We start from the raw sequence: 19,569 nt of genomic DNA, 5'->3' as shown, positions 1-19,569 counted from the left end.
TCGGGTGATTCCAGTGGCGCGCGTCCCGCGATCACGGGTGTCTGGACGAAGGAAGCACAGGCAGGAAGCGGGAGACCATGGAGCGGAAGCACAAGCGCCTCGCGACGCCGTGGGCCGCCGGGGTGGCAGGGATGGTGTTCGCGATCCTGACGGCCGCGGCGATCGTCCTGGTACGCCTCGCCGTGCCGAGCGGCGTCGACGGGGCAGAGGTGACCGTGGACGCAGGGCAGCGGAGCGCCGTGCGGACGGCGCTGGAGCTGATCCCGTACGCCGGGATCGCGTTCCTGTGGTTCATGGGCGCAATGCGCGAGCAGATGGGCGAGCGCGAGGACAAGTTCGTCTCCACTGTGTTCCTGGGCAGCGGTCTGGTCTTCGTCGCCACCCTGTTCGGCGCTGCGGCGGCGGCCTGGAGCGCGCTCGATGAGGGTGGACAGGGCTCCTCCTTCGGCCGCGATGTCGCTTACGCCCTGCTGACCACCTACGCCATGCGGATGGCAGCGGTGTTCGTCATCACGACCTCGACCATCGGCCACCGGCTCGGCGTCCTCCCGCGCCCGCTCACCGCCGCCGGATACCTGGCGGGCCTGACGCTGCTCGTGGTGGGAGCGAACGTGCCCTGGTCGGAGCTGGTCTTCCCGGCCTGGGTGCTCGCTCTCAGCCTGAACACCCTGTGGGGCCGGCATTCCGCCGCGTCACGGACCGCCGCCTCGACCTGATCGGGCCGCACCGCTCACTCGATCGGTCCGCTCCCCGTCGCTGTGGCCCTCCCGGCAGATGAGAGTGGGCGCAGGGGGCTCGACCGGGCCATTGGAGAGGACCGATCCCGTGGTGAGCATTGCCGTCGATCTGAACCGCTGCCAGGGGTACGCGCAGTGCGCGTTCCTCGCTCCCGAGATCTTCACCATGCACGGCGACGAGGCGCTGCTGTACGACCCGGATCCTGACGAGGCACAGCGCGAGAAGCTGGCCCAGGCCGCCGCGGCCTGCCCGGTGCAGGCCATCCTCGTCGATGCCGTGGACAAGCCGGCCGAGGCGGTGCCCGGTGCTCGGTGACGGAGCCTTGGAGCAGCTCAAACGCGAGGGCCGCATCGTCGTCGTCGGCGCCTCGCTGGCAGGCCTGCGGGCCGCCGAGACCCTGCGTGCCAAGGGCTTCGTGGGGTCTCTGACCATGATCGGTGACGAGCCGTACGAGCCGTACGACCGGCCCCCGCTGTCCAAGGGGGTGCTGCTGGGCAGGGCGCGCGCCCATCGCACCGCGCTGCCCCGGCTCCGGTCCGTCGACGCGACCTGGCGGCTCGGCGTTCCCGCCACCGGCCTGGACATGGCCGCGAGGAGGGTGCGGCTGGCCGACGGCGACGACGTGCCGTACGACCGGCTGCTGATCGCCACCGGTGTCCGGGCGCGGCCGTGGCCGCGCCCGGAGGAGGCGGAACTCGACGGCGTCTTCGTGCTCCGGACCCGCGACGAGGGCGCCGCGCTCGCCCGACGGCTCGACGAGGGACCCAAACGGGTCCTCGTCATCGGGGGAGGGTTCGCCGGCTCGGAGGTCGCCTCCGCCTGCCGCGAACGCGGCCTCCCCGTCACCGTCGCCGAACGAGGCGCCGCGCCCCTGGTCGGCGCACTCGGCGGGGTGGTCGCCGCGGTGGCCGCCGGCCTCCATCGCGAGCACGGCGTGGACCTGCGGTGCGGAGTCATGGTGACCGCTCTGGAGGGTGACGCCTCGGGACGGGTGCGCGCCGCGCACCTGTCCGACGGCTCCACCGTGGAGACCGACGTCGTGGTCGTCTCGCTCGGCGCCCTCCGCAACACCGAATGGCTGAACGGTTCCGGGCTCGGCGCCGGGCCCCGCGGCATCGCCTGCGACGCCGGCTGCCGGGCCTTCGACATCCGCGGCATCGTCACCGACGACATCTACGCCGCGGGCGACGTCGCCCGCTGCCCCCATCCCCTGTTCGGGTACCAGTTCCTGTCCCTGGAGCACTGGGGCAACGCCGTCGCCCAGGCCGGGATCGCGGCGCACAACATGCTCAGCGAGAGCATCGACCGACTGCCGCACATGGACGTGCCCGCCTTCTGGTCCTCCCAGTTCGGCGTCAACGTCAAGTCGGTCGGAGTGCCGTCGATGGCGACGGACATCCTGATCTCGCAGGGATCTCTGGACAGCCGCCGGTTCGTCGGCGTCTACGGATACCAGGGGCGCGTCATCGGCGCCGTTTCCTTCGACCACGGCCGGTGGCTGCCGTTCTACAAGGAACTCATCGAGCGCACCGCGCCGTTCCCGCCGCAGTTCCCCACGGTCGACCGGCACACGGACGGACAACAGCCGATGGACGCGGACTTCCCCGACCCGTCGGTCCCCAGCCACGGCCCCACCGTGACCCTCAGCGGATACTCGCCGGCCGACCGCCGCATGACGTTCACCCCCGCGCACTGACCCGCTCGGCCACAAGGACCTGCCATGACGCACACCCTGCTGCACCAGATCCTGGACTACGCCAACCGGGCCGACCCGTACCCGATCTACGAAGAGCTGCGGAGGACACCGGTCCACCACGAGGCCGACGGGCCGTACGTGATCAGCACCTACTACGAGATCCGCAGCCTTCTGCACGATCCCCGGATCAGCTCCGACGCCCGCAACCAGGCGTCCGCCGGCGCTGACCCGCTGGCGGAGTCGGCCCCTGAGGGGAGCGCCCTGCCGCCGAGCTTCCTACGCCTCGACCCGCCGGAACACGACCGGATGCGACGCATGACGAACCGGCATTTCGGCCCGCCGCACTCCCCTCACCGGGTCGACGCGATGCGTCCGGAGCTCCACGACATCGTCGCCGGGCTCATCGACGGCCTCGGAGACCCGGGCCGGATCGACCTGGTGGAGGAGTTCGCCTACCCGTTCCCGGTGACGGTGATCTGCAGGCTGCTCGGAGTGCCGCGCGAGGACGAGGCACGCTTCCACACCTGGGCGGACACCCTCGCCGCAAGCCTGGACCCCGACCCGGACGCCGATCCCGCCGAGCGGGGCAAGGGCGCGCACGAGGCCCGGATGCAGTTGGGCATGTACCTGGCCGGCCTGATCGAGGAGCGCCGTAAGAACCCCGGGGACGACATGCTCTCCCAACTGGCGACGGCGAAGGGCCAGGACGGCCCGATGACCACGATGGAACTGCTCAGTACCGCTGCTCTGCTCCTGATCGCGGGGCACGAGACCACGGTCAACCTCATCAGCAACGGAATGCTGACCCTGCTGCGCAATCCCGACGTCCTGCAGCGCCTGAGGGCCGAACCGCGACTGGCCGTGCCCATCGTCGAGGAACTGCTCCGCTTCGAGCCGCCGGTGCAACTGCTGCCAGGGCGCACCACTCTCGCCGACGTTGACGTCCGCGGCGTCACCATCCCCAAGGGCTCCACCCTCTGGCTGGTCCTGGCGTCCGGCAACCGCGACCCGCAGCGCTTCGAGAACCCGGACCGCTTCGACCCGGACCGCCCGGACATCCAGCACCTCGGCCTGGGCAGCGGCATCCACAGCTGCTTCGGCGCACCGCTCGCCCGACTGGAAGCCCAACTCGCCCTGTCCGAGCTGGCCCGGAGACTGGAGAACCCACGCCTGCTTGACGACCCGCCCCAGTACCGCCAGAACGCCGTACTGCGCGGGCCGCGCCATCTGCGGATCGCCTGCGACGGGATCCGACCCTAGAGACTCCGGCGCATTCAGTTGTTGCAGTAAACGGCAGTCATCCCGTCAACGATCCGCTGTGCGCGTACCGCGTACCCACCGCATGGCGCAATGAGTATTGCCCTCGGGTGCCTGCATACTGCCGGGCAGGCAGTCTCCGACGGTACGGGCAGGGCGCCGGTCTCCTCGGCGACCAGCCGCAGCGGCTCGGGGCAGCGCCCTGACACCGCCACCTTGTGTCCCGCCCGGGCCAACGAAAGCGCGGTCGCCGCCCCGATCCCTGTCCCGCCCCCGGTCACCAGGTACACGCGCTCGTCCGCCATGTCCGCCGCCTCTCCCGTGTCTCGCCCGCTACGAGCGCTCCTGGCTGCGTGGCGACCTGCTGGCGGGCGTGACCGTCGTGGCGTATCTCGTGCCGCAGGTCATGGCATAGGAGTGGGGGGATCGCCCTGGTCGCCGCCGGGTCGGCCCTCCCGGGCAGCGTGACCGGGTTGGTTCATGTGTAGCGCCAGCAGGCGGCAGGCCGCCGCAGAGGCCGCCCCGGCTGTTCCAGGCCCAGGGCGCGGTCGATCTCGAGGGCCCCGCCCAGATCTCCGAGGCGCTCTGCGAAGCGACGTACGCAGTCTCCTTGCTTCGTGCGGCTCGCGGGGCGAGGAACGCGGAAAGCGCGGCCGGTCGGGGCACCGGGGCTCGGGTGGCGTTCATCCGGACGGCGCAAGAAGTAGTCGAGGAGATGGGCGGTGGGGCCATTCGGCACCACCGCAACCGCCGCAGCCCTCACCATCCGGCTCCGCACATGATCGACCCGTACAAGTCCTGGTGGCCACTCTGAAAGAGCTCACCGAACCCTCCGTACTCTGTCCGCCCTGTGCCTTGGCCGGGGCCGCCCCGAGGGGCCCTCGCGCACCTCTACTGCACGGTCGCCAGGCCGGCTGGAGGGAGAAAGTGCCCGGCGGAGCGTGTGTCGGTCAGGTTCGGGGGTGGTTGGTCATCCAGCGGGCGGCGAGGAGGCCCGAGGCCGCGGTGAGGACGGCGGCGGCGAGGACGGTGGCGTCCAGGCCCAGCGCGTCGGCGAGGACGCCCGCCGTCAGGGCGCCGGCGGCGTAGCCGATGTCGCGCCAGAACCGGTACGTGCCGAGGGCGTGGGCCCGCCAGGAGGGGTGGGCGCGGTCGGAGACGGCGGCGATGAGCGCCGGATAGACCAGTGCGGTGCCGAGGCCCAGGCCGACGGCGGAGAGGACTCCGGCGAGAAGAGGGCGGTCGAGGAGGAGGGCGAGGAGGAGTGCCGCGGCCTGGACCAGCATGCCCGTCACGACGAGCGGCTTGCGGCCGATCCGGTCGGCGAGGTGGCCGGCCGGGATCTGGCCGATGCCCCACAGGAGCGGGTAGAGCCCCTTGATCAGGCCGATCGCGGCGATGCCGAGTCCGTGGTCGGCGAAGAGGAGCGGGAAGACGCCCCAGGTCAGGCCGTCGTTGAGGTTGTTGACCAGGCCCGCCTGGCTGGCGCCGCGCAGGGACCGGTCGCGCCATGACGTAAGGGCGAAGGTCTCCTTGAAGGACGGCCTGCCGTTCCCCCCGCCCGGGCGCGCCGGGTGGCGGGAGAGTTCGAGGGCCAGGTGGGCGGCGGTGTCCTTGGCCAGGAGGGACAGTCCGAGGCCGGCGGCGAGGAAGACCACGCCGATGAGTTCGGGGGCGGGGCGCAGCCCGTAGTGGGTGGCGAGATAGCCGGTGAGCAGGGCGGTGGCACCGACCGAGACGTAGCCGGCGGCCTCGTTGAGGCCGGTGGCGAGTCCCCGGCGGCCGGGTCCCACGAGGTCGATCTTCATGTTGACGGTCATCGACCACGTCAGCCCCTGGTTGACGCCGAGCAGGACGTTCGCAGCCACGATCCACCACCACGAGGGCGCCCAGGCGAGGACGAACGGCACGGGTGCGCCGATCAGCCAGCCGGTCAGCAGGAGCTGCCTGCGCCGGAAACGGGCGGTGAGCGCACCGGCGGCCAGGTTCGTGAGTGCCTTGGCCAGGCCGAACGCGACGATGAACGAGAAGACGGCCAGGTTCCCGGCGAGCCCGAAGACCTCGGTGCCGATCAGGGGGACCGTCGTCCGTTCCAGACCGACGAGCGCCCCGACCGCCGCCGTGACGAGGACGAGCAGGACGAACTGCGCCCTGTTCTCCCGAAGGCCCAGACGCACGGTGCCGGGCGAGGGGGTGACGGGGGGCGGGGGCCGCCTCGCCGTGATCCCTCGTGCCATCTCGATCTCCTGTCTGTTCCGATAACCGCAGACCACCATACCCCCATGGGTATTTTTACCCTCCCTGTCCGCAGGGGGTGGGGCTGTGATGCGCAATACCCCTAGGGGTATTTGACTTCCCTCATCACCGCTGCTTACAGTCGGCGGCGTAAGTACCCCGGGGGGTATCCGAAAGGGTGATCTTCCATGCATGAAGTGGATCTGGACGTCTTCGCCTCCGAGCTGGCGGAGGGCGCCTTCGCCATCGACGTACGGGAACCGGACGAGTACCGCGCCGGCCACGTACCGGGGGTCCGCACCGCACCGCTCTCCGAGCTCGGCGCCCACCTCGCCGCGCTCCCCGCCGACCGGCTCGTCTACGTGATCTGCGCGAGCGGCAACCGGAGCGCCTGGGCCGCGGAGCACCTGGAGGCCGCCGGTTTCCGCGCGGTCTCGGTCGCGGGCGGCACCTCCAGGTGGGCCCGTACCGGGCGCCCGGTCGTGCGCGGCACGGACGCCCGGGCCGCCTGAACGGTCGGCCGCCCACCCTCAGCGCACTTCTTCCCGTCTCGCGGTGCTCCGCTCCGCGACTGCTTTCTCCGTCGAAAGGTTCGCCGTGTTCTTCGCCCAGTACTACCTCGACTGCCTGTCCCAGGCGTCGTACATGATCGCCGACGAGCAGACCGGTCAGGCGGTCGTCGTCGACCCGCGTCGGGACGTGTCGGAATACCTCGCCGATGCGCGGGCGCACGGGTTCACCGTGGTCGGCGTGATCAACACCCACTTCCACGCGGACTTCGTCGCCGGCCACCTGGAGATGGCCGACGAGACCGGCGCGTGGATCGGTTACGGCTCGCGGGCGGAGACGGAGTACCCGGTCCGTCACCTCGCCGAGGGCGAGCGGATCGCCCTGGGCGATGTGGTGCTGGAGGTAATGGAGACACCGGGGCACACCCCGGAGTCGATCAGCGTCCTCGTCTACGAACACGCCGCCGACACCGTCCCGTACGGGGTCCTGACGGGTGACGCGCTGTTCATCGGTGATGTCGGCCGCCCCGACCTGCTGGCGTCGGTGGGCGTAACGGCCGAGGAGCTGGGCTTGATGCTGCACGACAGTGTGCAGAACAAGCTGATGGGCCTCGCGGACGAGGTCCGCGTCTTCCCCGCCCACGGCGCGGGCTCGGCCTGCGGGAAGAACCTGTCGACGGAGAGGTCCTCCACGATCGGTGAACAGCGGGCGACCAACTACGCCTGTGCCCCGATGGGCCGGGAGGAGTTCGTCGCGCTGGTGACGGCGGGACAGCCCGCCGCGCCGGGCTACTTCGCCTACGACGCCGACCTCAACCGTAAGGAGCGCCCCCTGTACGACTCCGCCGCCACGGCCCGGCCGCTGTCCCTGGAGGAGTTCGCCGGGCTGCGGGCAGGTGGCGCGGTGGTGGTCGACACGCGTGATCCGCAGGAGTTCGCGGCCGGGCACCTGACCGGTGCGGTGAACGTGCCGGCCGACGGCCGGTTCGCCGAACAGGCCGGCACCGTCCTGGACCCCGCGGAGGAACTGGTGGTGATGGCGCCTCAGAACCGGGAGGAGGAGGTCGTCACCCGCCTCGCCCGCATCGGCTTCGACCGTGTCGTGGGCTACGTCCGCAACCCCGAGGACGCCCTGCGGGTGATGGAGGGCGAGGTCACCCCCGCCAGCCGCCTCACCGCCACCCACCTCAAGGCCGCCCTCGCCGGAAACAACCCGCCGCTCGTGGTGGACGTCCGCACCTGCGGCGAGCGCGAGGCCAACGGCTTCATCCCCGAGGCCCTGCACATCCCGCTGAGCGAACTGCCCTCCCGGGTCGGCGAACTCCCCACCGACCGGCCGCTGGTCCTGCACTGCGCGGGCGGGCACCGCTCCTCCATCGCCGCCAGCCTGCTGCGCCACCGCGGCGTCGAGGACGTCTCCGACATCCTCGGCGGCTGGGCTGCCTGGGCCCTCGCGGCCGAATCCGCCAAGGTCTGAGCGCACCCGACCGTCCACGAACCGCCGGCCCGTCACGGCTGCGGGTCCTTCCCGCCGTGCACCGCCGGACGGCTGGCGGAGCCGGCGGCCGCACTGCCCCCGCTCCTCCGCCCCGTCCCGGGCGGGGCCGCACTGCCCCGCCCGCGACGGGCCCCTCACCCCTGTGTGGGCCGTCGCCACGGCTCACTGTGTGCTGCATACCCCCACCCGTATACGCCCTCCGGAGTCCCGCATGAGCGCCGAGCGCACCATCCAGTCGATCACCCCCGCCGTCCTGCACCGTCTCGTCCAGGAGGGCCACGCCCCGCGCCTGCTCGACGTGCGCACCCCGGGCGAGTTCCGCACCGCCCACATCGCCGGCTCGTACAACGTGCCGCTGAGCACCTTGCGCGAGCACCGCGCGGAGCTGCGTTCGCACCTGGACGAGGAGGTGGTGCTCGTCTGCCGTTCCGGACAGCGGGCGAAGGAGGCCGAGCAGGCCCTCGCGCAGGCCGGTCTGCCCAACCTCCGCGTCCTGGAAGGGGGCATCACCGCCTGGGAGGCGGCGAGCGCTCCCGTGGAGCGGGGCCCCGAGCGGTGGGACATGGAGCGCCAGGTCCGCCTCGTCGCGGGCTCGGTCGTCCTGGCCACCGGCCTCATCGGCATCGCCGTCCCCGGCGTCCACCTCATCGGCACGGCGATCGGCGCCGGCCTGACCTACGCCGCGCTGAGCAACTCCTGCGCCATGGGCGTGCTGCTCTCCAAGCTCCCCTACAACCGCGGCCCGCGCACCGATGTCCGCAGCGTGATCGCGGAGCTGCGGAGCGCGTCGTGACCGCCGTCATCATCGCGGCCTCCCTCCTGATCGGCGTCAGCCTCGGCATACTCGGCGGCGGCGGGTCCATCCTCACCGTCCCGATCCTGGTCTACCTCGCCGGGCAGGAGACCAAGGAGGCCATCGCCACCTCGCTGTTCGTCGTCGGCGTCACCAGCCTCGCCGCCCTGATCCCGCACGCCCGCGCCCACCGGGTCCGCTGGAAGACCGGACTGCTCTTCGGCGCCTTCAGCATGGCCGGCGCCTACGCCGGGGGCCGCGTCGCCGAGTACATCCCCGGCACCGTCCTGCTCGTCGCGTTCGCGCTGATGATGCTCGCCACCGCCTACGCGATGCTCCGCAAGTCGCGTGACGGGGCGAAGAAGGCCCGGCCCGCCCGCAGTGACCTGCCGCTGAAGCACATCGCGGTCGAGGGTCTCGTCGTCGGCGCCGTGACCGGCCTGGTCGGTTCCGGCGGTGGATTCCTCGTGGTTCCGGCCCTGGCCATCCTGGGCGGACTGCCGATGGGCATCGCGGTCGGCACCTCGCTCCTGGTCATCGCGATGAAGTCCTTCGCCGGACTCGCAGGTCACCTCTCCGGCGTCTCCATCGACTGGGGCATCGCCGCGACCGTGACGGTGGCGGCTGTGATCGGCAGCCTGATCGGCGCCCGCCTCGCGGGCCGCATCCCGCAGGGCGCGCTGCGCAAGGCGTTCGGCTGGTTCGTCGTGGTCATGGGCTTCTTCGTCCTCGCCCAGCAGCTCGACACCGCGGTGTGGACCCATCCCGCCACCTGGGCCGTACTCGGAGCCGTGGGGACCGTCGCGGTCGCCACCCGAATGCGGAGGCGCTCAAGGGCGTTCCACTCTCGGCCGATGGTCCGTGCCGGTGCCCGTCAGGGCGCATCATCGAAGTGACGTAAGAATGCATGCCTCCAGGGGCATGCCGGGTGGGGCGAAGGAGGAGGAGTCCTGTGCAGGTGGACGAAGAATCGATGAAGCCGGTCCTGAACCGCCTGCGGCGGGCGCAGGGACAGCTGGCCGCCGTGATCGCGATGGTCGAGTCGGGCGGGGAGTGCCAGGACGTCGTCACTCAGCTCGCTGCCGTCTCCAAGGCCCTGGACCGGGCCGGGTTCAAGATCGTGGCTAGCGGAATGCGCCAGTGCCTCAGCGACGACTCCGGCACGCCGCCCATGACTCAGGAGGAGCTGGAGAAACTCTTCCTCACCCTCGCGTGACCCCTTCCGTCCTACCGGACGGAGAGAAACCCGTACGGCGGCACCACCCCGGAACACCCGTGGTGCCGCCGCACGCGATTCAGGTGGTGCAAGACAGCACGTGATGGGCGCATCCGGATCTTCCTACGAGGTGCGGCCATCGGGCGCGAGCAGTCGACGCGTGGCACTCGCCGCGAAGTCGGCCACGGTCGCCAGCTCGTCACCCTGGTCGATTCTGCGGATGCAGGCGTCGACGACGGCTTGGAGCACGGCGACGGTCAGCTCCGGCTGCGGATGGCCCAGCTCGCGGACGATCTTGGCGAGTGCCTCGTGCAGCGAGGTGTGCAGGTCCCTCACGCGCTCCCGCGCCGACGCGGAGAGCGAGCCTCGTGAGAGCGAGGCCCACCAACGGTGGGCGCCGCGTGCGGCCTGTTCGAGGTTGGCCCTGACGTAGGCGGCCGCCTGGTCCTCGGGGGTGGTCTCGGCCGCGATGGCCCTCTCCACGGCGTCGACCCAGGCGGGGAACTCGCGGGTCACGACGAGTTCGAGCAGGTCGTCGATGGAGTCGAAGTAGCGGTAGATGCTGTTGCGGGCGATGCCGGCCCGCGCGGCGACCGCGCCGGCGGTGAGGCCCTCCACACCAGCCTCGTTCAGGATCGCCTCAGCCGCGTCGATCAGCTGAGCGAGCCGCTGGGCCCGGTGCTCGCGGACGCTGCCGGCTTCGATTCTGGGCATTCTCTCCGCTCCACCTCGGGCATTACGCCGTCTCACCGCAATCTACCCCCTCGTCCGGGACGTCCAGGGAGCGCGTGCTAGCTTGGCGCCCGCTTAGAGACACCCCTGTCTCTAAGTTCTGTCCGTGCTTCCGGTCGAGGGTTCCCTGATGCAACCGATGTACTTCCGCATGGTCCGATGTCTCCTGGGATCGAGGAGACGTGCCGCCGTCGTGGTGGCCTTCTGGGTTCTGATCGCGGGACTCCTCGCCGGGGCCGCCCCTGCTCTCGAATCCGTCGAGGACAACGCCTCCGCCAACCTTCCACCCGCCGCTTCGGACTCCATGAAGGCCCGCGACCTCGTCCGCGCGGAGCTTCCGGGCCAGGACGCGACGCCGGCGGTCATCGTGGTGCGCGGCGAGGGCGCCGACGCGGCGGCGAGCGCCAGGAAGGCCGTCGCCCGCATCACCTCGGGCCTGTCGGAAACCGCCCGGCCCGACCAGGTGACGAACGTGATCTCCACGGTCACCACTCCCGACGCCGCAGCCGAACTGGTCTCGCAGGACCGCGGCAGCCAGCTGGTCATCGTTCCCATGACCGGCAGTCCCTCGGACGAGTCCTTTCAGCACGCTGTCGACCAGGTGCGTTCCCTCGCGTCCGACCGTGCCGGGCCCACCGAAGTCGCCGTGACCGGCCCCGCCGGAATCGCCACCGACACCGTGAAGGTCTTCAGCGGCGGTGACAAGGTCATGCTCCTGGCCACCGTCCTGCTCGTCCTCGTCATCCTCCTGGCCATCTACCGCTCACCTCTGATGGCCCTCGTGCCCCTCCTCGCCGTCGGCGTGGCGATGCGGGTGTCGGAGACGACCGGCGCGCTCCTCGCGGACGCCGGAATCATCACGGTCAGCTCCCAGACGGCCTCGATCATGACCGTGCTTCTGTTCGGAGTGGGCACGGACTACGCGCTGATCATCACCGCCCGCTACCGCGAGGCCCTCTTCGACGAGCCGAACCGCCCACGCGCCATGCAGACCGCCGTGCGGCGCACCGCCGAATCCGTCCTCGCCAGTGCGTCCACCATCGTGCTCGCCATGTTCGTCCTGCTCGTGGCCGTCTCCCCGGCGCTGCGCGGCTTCGGGCCGTACCTTGCCCTCGGCGTGGCTGTCATGGCTCTGGTGGCGTTCACCTTCGTTCCCGCGCTCGTCCTCCTGCTGGGCGGAGGCGTCTTCTGGCCGGGGGGCGTGGACAAGGCCGCCGAACGCGGTCGCGGCGCGGGCGTCTGGCACCGTATCGCCGCTCTCGTCGCGCGGGCTCCGGTCCGGGTCGCCTCGGCCGTGGTCGCACTGCTCGTGGTGATGAGCGCAGGCCTGCTGGGCTACCACGAGAGCTTCAACACCCTCAGTGGATTTCGCACCGCCACCGAGTCAGAGCACGGGCAGCGGCTGATCCAGGAGGAGTTCGGGCCCGGCGAGATCGCACCCAGCACCGTTGTCGTCCGTTCCCAGGGCGACCTGCGCTCCACCCCCGCGGCCGCTGCCATCGGCGCCTCGCTGGGAGAAGCCGACGGTGTCAGCCGGGTCGGCGAACGTCCCCGCTTCGGTGAGGACGGCAGAACCGTCTTCTACGAGGTCGTCCTCGACCTCGACCCGTACAGCTCGAAGGCGCTCGACGGGATCGGTCCGCTCAAGGAGGCCGCGCGGGCCGCGGCCGACGCGGCCGGCGTGGAGGACGCCACGGTGCTCATCGCTGGTGATACGGCGCAGAACGCCGACACCCGCTCGGCCCTCGACCGCGACACGACCTTCATCGTGCTCCTGGTCCTGGCCGTCGTCACAGCGGTCCTCGTCCTCCTGCTGCGCTCGCTCCTCGCACCGCTCTACCTGGTCGCGACCCTCATCCTGTCGTTCCTCGCCACCCTGGGCGCCACCACCTACTTCACCCTGAACGTCCTCGGCGACGAAGGCATCGGCAACCGCGTCACCGCATACGTCTTCGTGTTCCTCGTCGCACTGGGCATCGACTACAACATCTTCATCATGAGCCGGTTCAAGCAGGAACTGCGCACCCTGCCTCCGGCCAAGGCCATCAGCGCCGCCCTCACTCGCACCGGCGGCGTCGTCTCCTCGGCGGGCCTCATCCTCGCGGCGACCTTCGCCGTCCTGATGACCCAACCGATCCGCGAACTGTTCCAGTTCGGCTTCGCCATGGCCTTCGGCATCCTGCTGGACACCTTCCTCATCCGGCCACTCCTGGTTCCCGCCCTCGTCCACCTCTTCGGCGACCACGCCCTGTGGCCCGCCCGCCCGACACACCCCAGGACGCCTGCCACACTCGCCGAGCCCGCTGCCACAGCGGCCGCGGCCCCGCGTCCCACTCCTTCTCGCTAGCGGAGCACCCGCATACAGCCCCCGGCGCCGCCCCGGCGCCGGGGAGCTCTGGCCGACTCTTCGCGGGTTGTTCTCGTCGCCAGTCGGCGAGCCGGAGACTGGGGCGTCGCCGTGACTGTGGCGGCGGTGGCGGGCAGCCTGATCGGCGCGCGCCTCGCGGGACGCATCCCCCAGGACGCCCCTGCGCGACACACCCGCAGCCGGCGCCCCCGCGCCCGCCAGGACACGGCAATGAAAGGGAGGTTTCCTGCTCGCGAACGTTGCGCTTCACGGTCGCGTCGTAGTCGCGTTGTTTCCGGTCGTCGTGGCGGGCTGGGAGGAGGGTGGTGGTGAGGACGGTGAGCAGCCCGCCAGGTGGGGCACGCTCAAAGAGGCGGCTGCTGTCAGCAGCGCGCCGGGCATGACGGCACGCCGGCTCGGCAGGGCGGCATGATGTCGTGGCGTGATCATGGCGGACGGCTCCCGGCGGCCGTGAACAGCGCGGGGCCGGGCGGATGCCCCTGGCGTTCGGGGCGCCCGCGGCCGACCAGGGGTGTCTTGCCTTCAGGTGTCCAGACGGCGCCCGGCGAGCCAGGTGACCATCTCGGGGTCGTGGTGGTCGAAGAACAGGGAGCTGCCGGTGTCGAGGGTGGCGATCCGGGCCATCTGCTCGTCGGTGAGCTCGAAGTCGAAGACATCGATGTTCTCGGCCATGCGCTCGGCGCGTACGGACTTGGGGATGGCAATGACGCCGCGCTGGGTGAGCCAGCGCAGGACGACCTGGGCGACCGACTTGCCGTACGCCTTGCCGATCTCGGCGAGCAGCGGGTTGGTGAACAGGTCTTCCTTGCCTTCGGCGAACCCGCCCCAGGACTGGATCTGTACCCCGTGCTCGCGCATGAGGTCCTGGTAGTCGGCGCGCTGGAAGAAGGGGTGGGTCTCGATCTGGTTGACCTGCGGGGTGATCTCGTTGTTGACGATCAGGTCGATCAGCCGGTCGGGGTAGAAGTTGGCGACGCCGATCGCCTTCGCCGCGCCCTCCCGGTGGAGCGCCTCCATGGCGCGCCACTGGCCATAGACGTCGCCGAAGGGCTGGTGCATCAGGTACAGGTCGAGGTGGTCCAGGCCCAGCTTGGTCAGGGACGTCTCGAACGCGCGGCGGGTGTTGTCCTGGGCGGGGGCGTCCTGGACCCACAGCTTGGTGGTGACGAACAGCTCCTCGCGCGCGATGCCGCTGGCCTTGATGGCACGGCCTACGGCTTCTTCGTTGCCGTAGGCCGCGGCGGTGTCCAGCAGGCGGTAGCCGACGGCCAGGGCCTCGGAGACGGCACGCTCGGTGTCCTCGGCGGGGATCTGGTAGACGCCGAAGCCGAGGAGCGGCATCTCGACGCCGTTGTTGAGGGTGACGGTCTGCATGAGCGGGATGTCCTTTGCTGCGCGGGTGGGTGGTCAGGGGCGGAGGAGTGCCTTGAGGACCTGGCGGTCGGCCATGGCCCGGTACGCGTCCGGTGCCCGGTCGAGGGGGAATGCCTGGTCGAAGACGCGGCCGGGGCTGATGGTGCCGTCCAGGACGTCGGCGAGCAGTTCGGGGATGTAGGCGCGGGCAGGGCTGGCGCCGCCGGCCAGGGTGATGTTGCGCATGAACTCGGCCGGGCCGATCGGTCCCTGCTCGTACTGGGGGACGCCGAGGCGGCTGATGGTGCCACCGTCCAGGACGGCGCCCAGCGCGGTGTCGAGGGCCTGGCGGGTGCCGACGGCCTCGATGACCTTGTCCACTCCGTCGGTCAGCTCGCGGATCCGGGCGATGCCCTCCTCGCCGCGCTCGGCGACCACGTCGGTGGCGCCGAACTCGCGGCCCAGGCCGGTGCGGGCTTCGTGGCGGCCGACGAGCACGATCCGCTCGGCACCGAGCCGCTTCGCAGCGATCACCGCGCACAGACCGACCGCACCGTCCCCGACCACCAGCACCGCATCACCTCGGCCGACACCTGCGGTGACGGCACCGTGGTGGCCGGTGGTCATCACATCGGAGAGCGCCAGCAGCGACGGCAGCAGCGCGGAGTCGGCAGCCACCGGCAGCTTCACCAAGGTGCCGTCCGCACAGGGGACGCGGACGGCTTCGCCCTGGCCGCCGTCCACTCCGTCGAAGCCGTACCGGCCGCCGTTGCGGCACGAGATGTGCAGGCCCTTGACGCAGTAGTCGCAGGTGTTGTCGCTGTAGGTGAACGGGGCGACGACCAGGTCACCTGAATTCAAGCCGGTCACGTCCGCGCCGATGTCCTCCACGACGCCGAGGAACTCGTGGCCCATGGGGCGGCCGGTGTCGGTGGCGGGCATCGACTGGTAGGGCCACAGGTCGCTGCCGCACACGCATGAGGCGAGGACGCGGACCACGGCGTCGGTGGGCTGGACGATCTTCGGGTCGGGCCGGTCCTCGACGCGGACGTCGCCGGCTCCGTACATCACTGCTGCACGCATGAAAGGTGTTACTCCAAACGAGGGCGGGGGGCGCCACGCAAAGCGCGGTGTGCCGGGGCGGGGTCAGCGTTCGAGCATGCGGGCCTGGGCCTCGGTGTGGGTGTCGCCGGCGGCAGGCGGCAGGTTGGAGAGCTTGTCGAGCTGCTCGGCGGTCAGCGTGACGGCATCGGCGGCGGCGTTCTCCTCGACCCGGCTGACACGCTTGGTGCCGGGGATCGGGGCGATGTCGTCGCCCTGGGCGAGCAACCAGGCCAGCGCCACCTGACCGGGCGTGGCACCGGCTTCGTCTGCCAGGGCCTTGACCTCGTCGGCGACCGCCAGGTTGTGCTGGAAGTTCTCGCCGGTGAAGCGCGGGTTGTCGCGGCGGAAGTCGTTCTCGTCGAACTGGTCGGTGGAGCGCACGGTGCCGGTCAGGAAGCCGCGGCCCAGCGGGGAAAACGGCACCAGGCCGATGTTCAGCTCCCGCAGGACGGGCAGGACGCGGTCCTCGATTCCCCGGGTGAACAGGGAGTACTCGGACTGGACCGCGGTGACGGGCTGGACGGCGTGGGCCCGGCGGATCGTGTCCGGGCCCGCCTCGGAGAGCCCGAAGGCGCGGACCTTGCCCTGGTCGATCAGCTCCTTCACGGCGCCGGCGGTCTCCTCGATCGGCGTGTTCGGATCGACGCGGTGCTGGTAGTACAGGTCGATGTGGTCGGTGCCCAGCCGCTTCAGGGAGCCCTCGACCGCCGTGCGGATGTTGGCCGGGCTGGAGTCCACGTTCCACGCGCCGTCGCCGGCGTGCGAGACCAGGCCGAACTTGGTGGCCAGCACTACCTTGTGCCGGCGGCCCTTCAGAGCCCGGCCGAGCAGCTCCTCGTTGGTGTAGGGGCCGTAGATCTCGGCGGTGTCGATCAGCGTGACGCCCAGCTCAAGGGCTCGATGCACGGTCCGGATCGACTCCGCGTCATCGGTGCCCGAGCCGGTGTAGCCGTGGGACATGCCCATCGCACCCAGCCCGATCCGGGAAACCTCCAGGTCACGCAGCTTGATGTACCGCATCTCGCCCTCTCCGCTCGATGGCGTTGCCCGTCCCCTCACTCTTGCCCGGCCCGGCAGGTCATGTCGGTCGGAACCTGGCGACACCAAGGGGGCGGCTTCCTCATCAACCGTCGCCCGGATCGCCCCGGTGTGGCAGGGCGGACTCTTCGGGGGTAATGACAGGACCCCCCTCCCGTCCGCACGCCAAGTGCCGAGCGGGTGAGACTGGAGCCATGGCATCCCAGAGCGTGAACAGCGAGGGCGCCGAGCTGGGCCGCTACCTGCGCGCCCGCCGCACCCAGACCAGCCCCGAGCACGTCGGCCTCACCGTCGGCGCCGGCATCCGCCGCACCCCCGGCCTGCGCCGCGAGGAGCTGGCCACCCTCGCCGGCATCAGCATCGACTACTACGTGCGCCTGGAACGCGGCAAGGAGACCCGCCCCAGCCCCGCCGTCCTCGACTCCCTCGCCCGCGCCCTGCACATGGACGACCAGGAACACCAGCACCTGCGAGAGCTCGCCGCCCGGGCCGCCCGCTACGCCCCCGAACCACCCCCCGCCCCCAGCCGCACCGTGCGCCCGCACCTGAAGCTGCTGCTGGAATCGCTGCGGCCGAACCCCGCCTACGTCATCAGCCGCAGCATGGACATGCTTGCCTGGAACCCCGGCGGCCTCGCACTGTACGCAGGCCTGGAGGACTGGCCCGCCAAGCACCGCAACCTGGCCCGCTACCTCTTCCTCCACCCGGCCTCGCGGAACCTCTTCACCGACTGGGACCGCCAGATCACCGCCTGCGTCGCCCGCCTCCGTGCCACCGCCGGTACCGCTCCGGACGCCCCGGACCTGACCAACCTCGTCGGCGAGCTCCTCCTCAAGAGCCCCGACTTCGCCCGGCTGTGGGAACGCTACGAGGTAACGGGCCGCAAGCCCGCGCAGAAGACCTTCCACCACCCCCGCGTCGGCACCATCACGCTCACCTCCCAGTCCATGCAGCTGGAAGGCACCCCCGGACAGCGCATCGGTGTCTACATCGCCGAACCCGGCACCCCCGACTACGACGCCCTGCTCCTGCTCGACATGGCCGCGCCGGTAGCCGCGCCCAACCGGGAAATCCCGCAGGCATCGCCCTGACCGCCCATCTGCTGGGCCTACCGGATTGGTCGAGGCGGGCCGGCGCACGTGGCGCTCGGTGAGCCAGTCGGCGATCAGCTGGTGGGTGAAGGGATCGAGGCCGACTACTCGCCGTCCGAACCCGCGGCGGACGGTGAGGGTGTCGTGCGCCAGGTCGACGTTCGTGAGCAGCAGCGCGCGGATTTCCTCCCCGTTCAGGGCATGCACAGTCACCAGGGCGATGGTGAGGCGGGCGAATGCGGGTCTCGCCTGACTGAACATGAGCGGCAACAGATCGGTACCGATCGCGGGATCGCGGCGGAACGCCGTACACGGAGCCGGCGAGCAGGGTCGTGGAAGATGACCCGTTCCTGCTTCAGCGCCCGGAACAGGATGCGCAGTGGGCAGTCGAGCCGGCCGCTGCGGGCTCCGCTGCGGACCCGGGCGGCCTGAGTGACGTCGTCTTCAGTTACCTCGCGGAGGCCGACCACGCCGTTGTCGGCCCATGTGGCCAGTGTGGGGAGGAGCGTGATCAAAGAGGTCCGGATGCACCGGTCATGCCTGGTCTCGGTCACGATGGAGCTCCGGAGCGATGACGAGCAGGCCGTGGGCCTGTAGGAACTCGCACACCGATCGTGCGTACGGCCCCGCACCTGCGCGGGTCAGATCCACGACGTCGTGCTCCCAGAGCGGCGCGTCGCGATCCCAACTCCAGCGGCGAGTATGGCCTGTGGCCCTACCGGCCAGGTCTGCTGACGCTGCAGCGTTGACGACGTGACACCGGTCCGGCTCCGATGCGGAGCCGGAGTGGAGGGATCGGCGGACGGCCGAGCCCGCCACGGCCCGCGACCTCTCCGCCGGAGAGGACGCGGTGGTCACGCTGCCCGCCCCGTACCGCTCGGCGAGCTCGGATGACGGCGCGGTGCATGAACTGCACTCGCTCAAGCTCCGCGCGGCTATCACCACCCGGCCCGTGCCCATCCCGCCGCGGTTCGTGCGTGTTCTCCGTGCACACATCGACCGCTTCCGCGTGGCACCGGACGGCCGGCTGTGCCGGAACCAGGCCGGCAACTACGTGGACGCAGCGGCCCATGGCACGACGTGGGCGCGGGCGCGGGTCTCTGCTGCATTGCGTATGTCCGCCAGTGGTCGTCGGCGGAGAAACCGCAGCAACCAGCCATCAGTAACTGTCGTAGCTGGGTTGGCCGGTCGGCCGGTAGACACCGATCACGGTGCCGCCCTTCGTCGTCGAGACGCTGACCGGCTCCAGCGCCGTGGGGATCGCACCATCGGCGAACAGGCGCTTGCCTGTGCCGATGATCACCGGGTGGATGGTCAGCCTGTACTCGTCGACCAGGCCGTGCCGCATGAGGGTCTGGGCGAGGTCGCCGCTGCCGACAACGTTGATGCTGCCGCCGTCGGACGCCTTCAGCGCCCGTACGGCATCGACGGTGTCGCCCTCCAGGAGCGTGGAGTTCTGCCACTGGACGGACGTCAGGGTCCGAGACGCCACGTACTTGTGCATGCTGTTCATCCGCTCGGTGAACGGGTTGTCAGGATCGGCCGTCGGCCAGTACGAGGCGAAGATCTCGTACGTCTTGCGCCCGAGCAACATCGCGTCGGAGCGCTCGTACCAATCGGCGATGGCCGCGCCGACCTCGTCGTCGTCCACCGGCTTCTGCCAGCCGCCGTGCTGGAAGCCGCTCTCCGCGTCCTCGTCCGGACCGCCCGGTGCCTGCATGACGCCGTCGAGCGTCAGGAACGTGCAGACGATGATCTTGCGCATGGTGTGCTCCCTTCGTCTACGGGTAGACCACGCAACCGCCGGAAACTCATCGCGCCACTTCCGCGGCACAGCACTACGGGGTCGCACCGCGACATCGGATCCGGTATCCGTGCGACATCGACCGTGACATTCGGGCACGACATCCGAGACCCTGCAACTCGTGGGTACGCCCTCGC

General features: G+C 70.7%; 19 protein-coding genes. 12 read left to right on the top strand and 7 right to left on the bottom strand.

Annotated features, from left to right (window positions below; genetic code table 11):
• Positions 1-77 precede the first annotated feature (77 nt).
• The 4 genes from OG259_RS02080 (at position 78) to OG259_RS02065 (ending at position 3,694) form a co-directional block, all read left to right on the top strand.
• Entirely contained in the window at positions 78-716 is a 639-nt protein-coding gene (locus OG259_RS02080) for a hypothetical protein (RefSeq protein WP_328940583.1), read from the top strand.
• Between the two features lie 112 nt (positions 717-828).
• Complete coding sequence (locus OG259_RS02075) at positions 829-1,053, top strand: ferredoxin (protein WP_328946964.1); 225 nt, start codon at positions 829-831, stop codon at positions 1,051-1,053.
• Positions 1,010-2,434 carry an NAD(P)/FAD-dependent oxidoreductase gene (locus OG259_RS02070; protein WP_328940582.1) on the top strand — a complete coding sequence of 475 codons (1,425 nt, stop codon included), beginning with the start codon at positions 1,010-1,012 and terminating at the stop codon, positions 2,432-2,434. Before OG259_RS02075 ends, OG259_RS02070 begins: the two co-directional genes overlap by 44 nt.
• Before the next feature lie 24 nt (positions 2,435-2,458).
• A complete protein-coding gene (locus tag OG259_RS02065) occupies positions 2,459-3,694 on the top strand; it encodes a cytochrome P450 (protein ID WP_328940581.1) in 1,236 nt (411 codons plus the stop codon).
• 14 nt (positions 3,695-3,708) lie between these two features.
• On the opposite strand, the gene OG259_RS41695 is transcribed toward OG259_RS02065, so the two are convergent.
• Complete coding sequence (locus OG259_RS41695) at positions 3,709-3,996, bottom strand: SDR family NAD(P)-dependent oxidoreductase (RefSeq protein ID WP_443051900.1); 288 nt, start codon at positions 3,994-3,996, stop codon at positions 3,709-3,711.
• Between the two features lie 645 nt (positions 3,997-4,641).
• A complete protein-coding gene (locus tag OG259_RS02055) occupies positions 4,642-5,928 on the bottom strand; it encodes an MFS transporter (RefSeq protein ID WP_328940580.1) in 1,287 nt (428 codons plus the stop codon).
• Positions 5,929-6,114: 186 nt separating this feature from the next.
• On the opposite strand from OG259_RS02055, the gene OG259_RS02050 reads away from it, so the two are divergent.
• From OG259_RS02050 to OG259_RS02030, 5 genes are all read left to right on the top strand, one after another.
• Positions 6,115-6,438, top strand: a complete 324-nt coding sequence (locus OG259_RS02050) for a rhodanese-like domain-containing protein (RefSeq protein ID WP_328940579.1) — start codon at positions 6,115-6,117, stop codon at positions 6,436-6,438.
• 85 nt (positions 6,439-6,523) lie between these two features.
• Positions 6,524-7,912, top strand: a complete 1,389-nt coding sequence (locus OG259_RS02045) for an MBL fold metallo-hydrolase (RefSeq protein ID WP_328946963.1) — start codon at positions 6,524-6,526, stop codon at positions 7,910-7,912.
• A 232-nt stretch (positions 7,913-8,144) separates the two neighbouring features.
• Positions 8,145-8,726 carry a rhodanese-like domain-containing protein gene (locus tag OG259_RS02040; protein WP_328940578.1) on the top strand — a complete coding sequence of 194 codons (582 nt, stop codon included), beginning with the start codon at positions 8,145-8,147 and terminating at the stop codon, positions 8,724-8,726.
• Complete coding sequence (locus OG259_RS02035) at positions 8,723-9,622, top strand: sulfite exporter TauE/SafE family protein (RefSeq protein WP_328940577.1); 900 nt, start codon at positions 8,723-8,725, stop codon at positions 9,620-9,622. The genes OG259_RS02040 and OG259_RS02035 overlap by 4 nt, the downstream gene beginning before the upstream one ends.
• Before the next feature lie 77 nt (positions 9,623-9,699).
• Complete coding sequence (locus OG259_RS02030; protein WP_218037797.1) at positions 9,700-9,942, top strand: metal-sensitive transcriptional regulator; 243 nt, start codon at positions 9,700-9,702, stop codon at positions 9,940-9,942.
• A gap of 123 nt (positions 9,943-10,065) precedes the next feature.
• Here OG259_RS02030 and OG259_RS02025 read toward each other — a convergent pair whose 3' ends face one another.
• Positions 10,066-10,656 (bottom strand): TetR/AcrR family transcriptional regulator, encoded by a 591-nt coding sequence (locus OG259_RS02025; RefSeq protein WP_328940575.1) that lies wholly within the window; start codon positions 10,654-10,656, stop codon positions 10,066-10,068.
• 148 nt (positions 10,657-10,804) lie between these two features.
• Here OG259_RS02025 and OG259_RS02020 point away from each other — a divergent pair, with 148 nt between their 5' ends.
• Positions 10,805-13,021 carry an MMPL family transporter gene (locus OG259_RS02020; protein WP_328940574.1) on the top strand — a complete coding sequence of 739 codons (2,217 nt, stop codon included), beginning with the start codon at positions 10,805-10,807 and terminating at the stop codon, positions 13,019-13,021.
• Between the two features lie 543 nt (positions 13,022-13,564).
• On the opposite strand, the gene OG259_RS02015 is transcribed toward OG259_RS02020, so the two are convergent.
• The 3 genes from OG259_RS02015 to OG259_RS02005 all read right to left on the bottom strand — a co-directional run bounded on the left by OG259_RS02015 (position 13,565) and on the right by OG259_RS02005 (position 16,519).
• Positions 13,565-14,416 (bottom strand): aldo/keto reductase, encoded by an 852-nt coding sequence (locus OG259_RS02015; protein WP_328940573.1) that lies wholly within the window; start codon positions 14,414-14,416, stop codon positions 13,565-13,567.
• 33 nt (positions 14,417-14,449) lie between these two features.
• A complete protein-coding gene (locus OG259_RS02010) occupies positions 14,450-15,478 on the bottom strand; it encodes a zinc-binding dehydrogenase (protein ID WP_328940572.1) in 1,029 nt (342 codons plus the stop codon).
• Between the two features lie 63 nt (positions 15,479-15,541).
• The gene (locus tag OG259_RS02005; RefSeq protein WP_328940571.1) at positions 15,542-16,519 is read right to left on the bottom strand and encodes an aldo/keto reductase; all 978 of its coding nucleotides are present in this window, start codon (positions 16,517-16,519) and stop codon (positions 15,542-15,544) included.
• A 212-nt stretch (positions 16,520-16,731) separates the two neighbouring features.
• On the opposite strand from OG259_RS02005, the gene OG259_RS02000 reads away from it, so the two are divergent.
• Both OG259_RS02000 and OG259_RS01995 read left to right on the top strand, forming a co-directional pair.
• Positions 16,732-17,628: a helix-turn-helix transcriptional regulator gene (locus OG259_RS02000; RefSeq protein ID WP_328940570.1), complete on the top strand. Its 897-nt coding sequence runs from the start codon at positions 16,732-16,734 to the stop codon at positions 17,626-17,628.
• A gap of 48 nt (positions 17,629-17,676) precedes the next feature.
• Entirely contained in the window at positions 17,677-18,060 is a 384-nt protein-coding gene (locus OG259_RS01995) for a hypothetical protein (protein WP_328940569.1), read from the top strand.
• A gap of 727 nt (positions 18,061-18,787) precedes the next feature.
• Here OG259_RS01995 and OG259_RS01990 read toward each other — a convergent pair.
• Positions 18,788-19,393, bottom strand: a complete 606-nt coding sequence (locus OG259_RS01990) for a dihydrofolate reductase family protein (protein WP_328940568.1) — start codon at positions 19,391-19,393, stop codon at positions 18,788-18,790.
• Positions 19,394-19,569 lie beyond the last annotated feature (176 nt).

This window comes from Streptomyces sp. NBC_00250, from assembly GCF_036192275.1.
Lineage (GTDB): Bacteria > Actinomycetota > Actinomycetes > Streptomycetales > Streptomycetaceae > Streptomyces.
Note: the sequence above shows the minus strand (reverse complement) of the source record. Positions and strands in the feature narration are given on the sequence as shown.

Bases quoted from the DNA above. Each gene is read 5' to 3' on its own strand.
- OG259_RS02080 (WP_328940583.1), top strand. From the start codon at position 78: ATGGAGCGGAAGCACAAGCGCCTCGCGACGCCGTGGGCCGCCGGGGTG.
- OG259_RS02070 (WP_328940582.1), top strand. From the start codon at position 1,010: ATGCCGTGGACAAGCCGGCCGAGGCGGTGCCCGGTGCTCGGTGACGGA.
- OG259_RS02065 (WP_328940581.1), top strand. From the start codon at position 2,459: ATGACGCACACCCTGCTGCACCAGATCCTGGACTACGCCAACCGGGCC.
- OG259_RS41695 (WP_443051900.1), bottom strand. From the start codon at position 3,996: ATGGCGGACGAGCGCGTGTACCTGGTGACCGGGGGCGGGACAGGGATC.
- OG259_RS02055 (WP_328940580.1), bottom strand. From the start codon at position 5,928: ATGGCACGAGGGATCACGGCGAGGCGGCCCCCGCCCCCCGTCACCCCC.
- OG259_RS02050 (WP_328940579.1), top strand. From the start codon at position 6,115: ATGCATGAAGTGGATCTGGACGTCTTCGCCTCCGAGCTGGCGGAGGGC.
- OG259_RS02040 (WP_328940578.1), top strand. From the start codon at position 8,145: ATGAGCGCCGAGCGCACCATCCAGTCGATCACCCCCGCCGTCCTGCAC.
- OG259_RS02030 (WP_218037797.1), top strand. From the start codon at position 9,700: ATGAAGCCGGTCCTGAACCGCCTGCGGCGGGCGCAGGGACAGCTGGCC.
- OG259_RS02025 (WP_328940575.1), bottom strand. From the start codon at position 10,656: ATGCCCAGAATCGAAGCCGGCAGCGTCCGCGAGCACCGGGCCCAGCGG.
- OG259_RS02020 (WP_328940574.1), top strand. From the start codon at position 10,805: ATGCAACCGATGTACTTCCGCATGGTCCGATGTCTCCTGGGATCGAGG.
- OG259_RS02015 (WP_328940573.1), bottom strand. From the start codon at position 14,416: ATGCAGACCGTCACCCTCAACAACGGCGTCGAGATGCCGCTCCTCGGC.
- OG259_RS02010 (WP_328940572.1), bottom strand. From the start codon at position 15,478: ATGCGTGCAGCAGTGATGTACGGAGCCGGCGACGTCCGCGTCGAGGAC.
- OG259_RS02005 (WP_328940571.1), bottom strand. From the start codon at position 16,519: ATGCGGTACATCAAGCTGCGTGACCTGGAGGTTTCCCGGATCGGGCTG.
- OG259_RS02000 (WP_328940570.1), top strand. From the start codon at position 16,732: ATGGCATCCCAGAGCGTGAACAGCGAGGGCGCCGAGCTGGGCCGCTAC.
- OG259_RS01990 (WP_328940568.1), bottom strand. From the start codon at position 19,393: ATGCGCAAGATCATCGTCTGCACGTTCCTGACGCTCGACGGCGTCATG.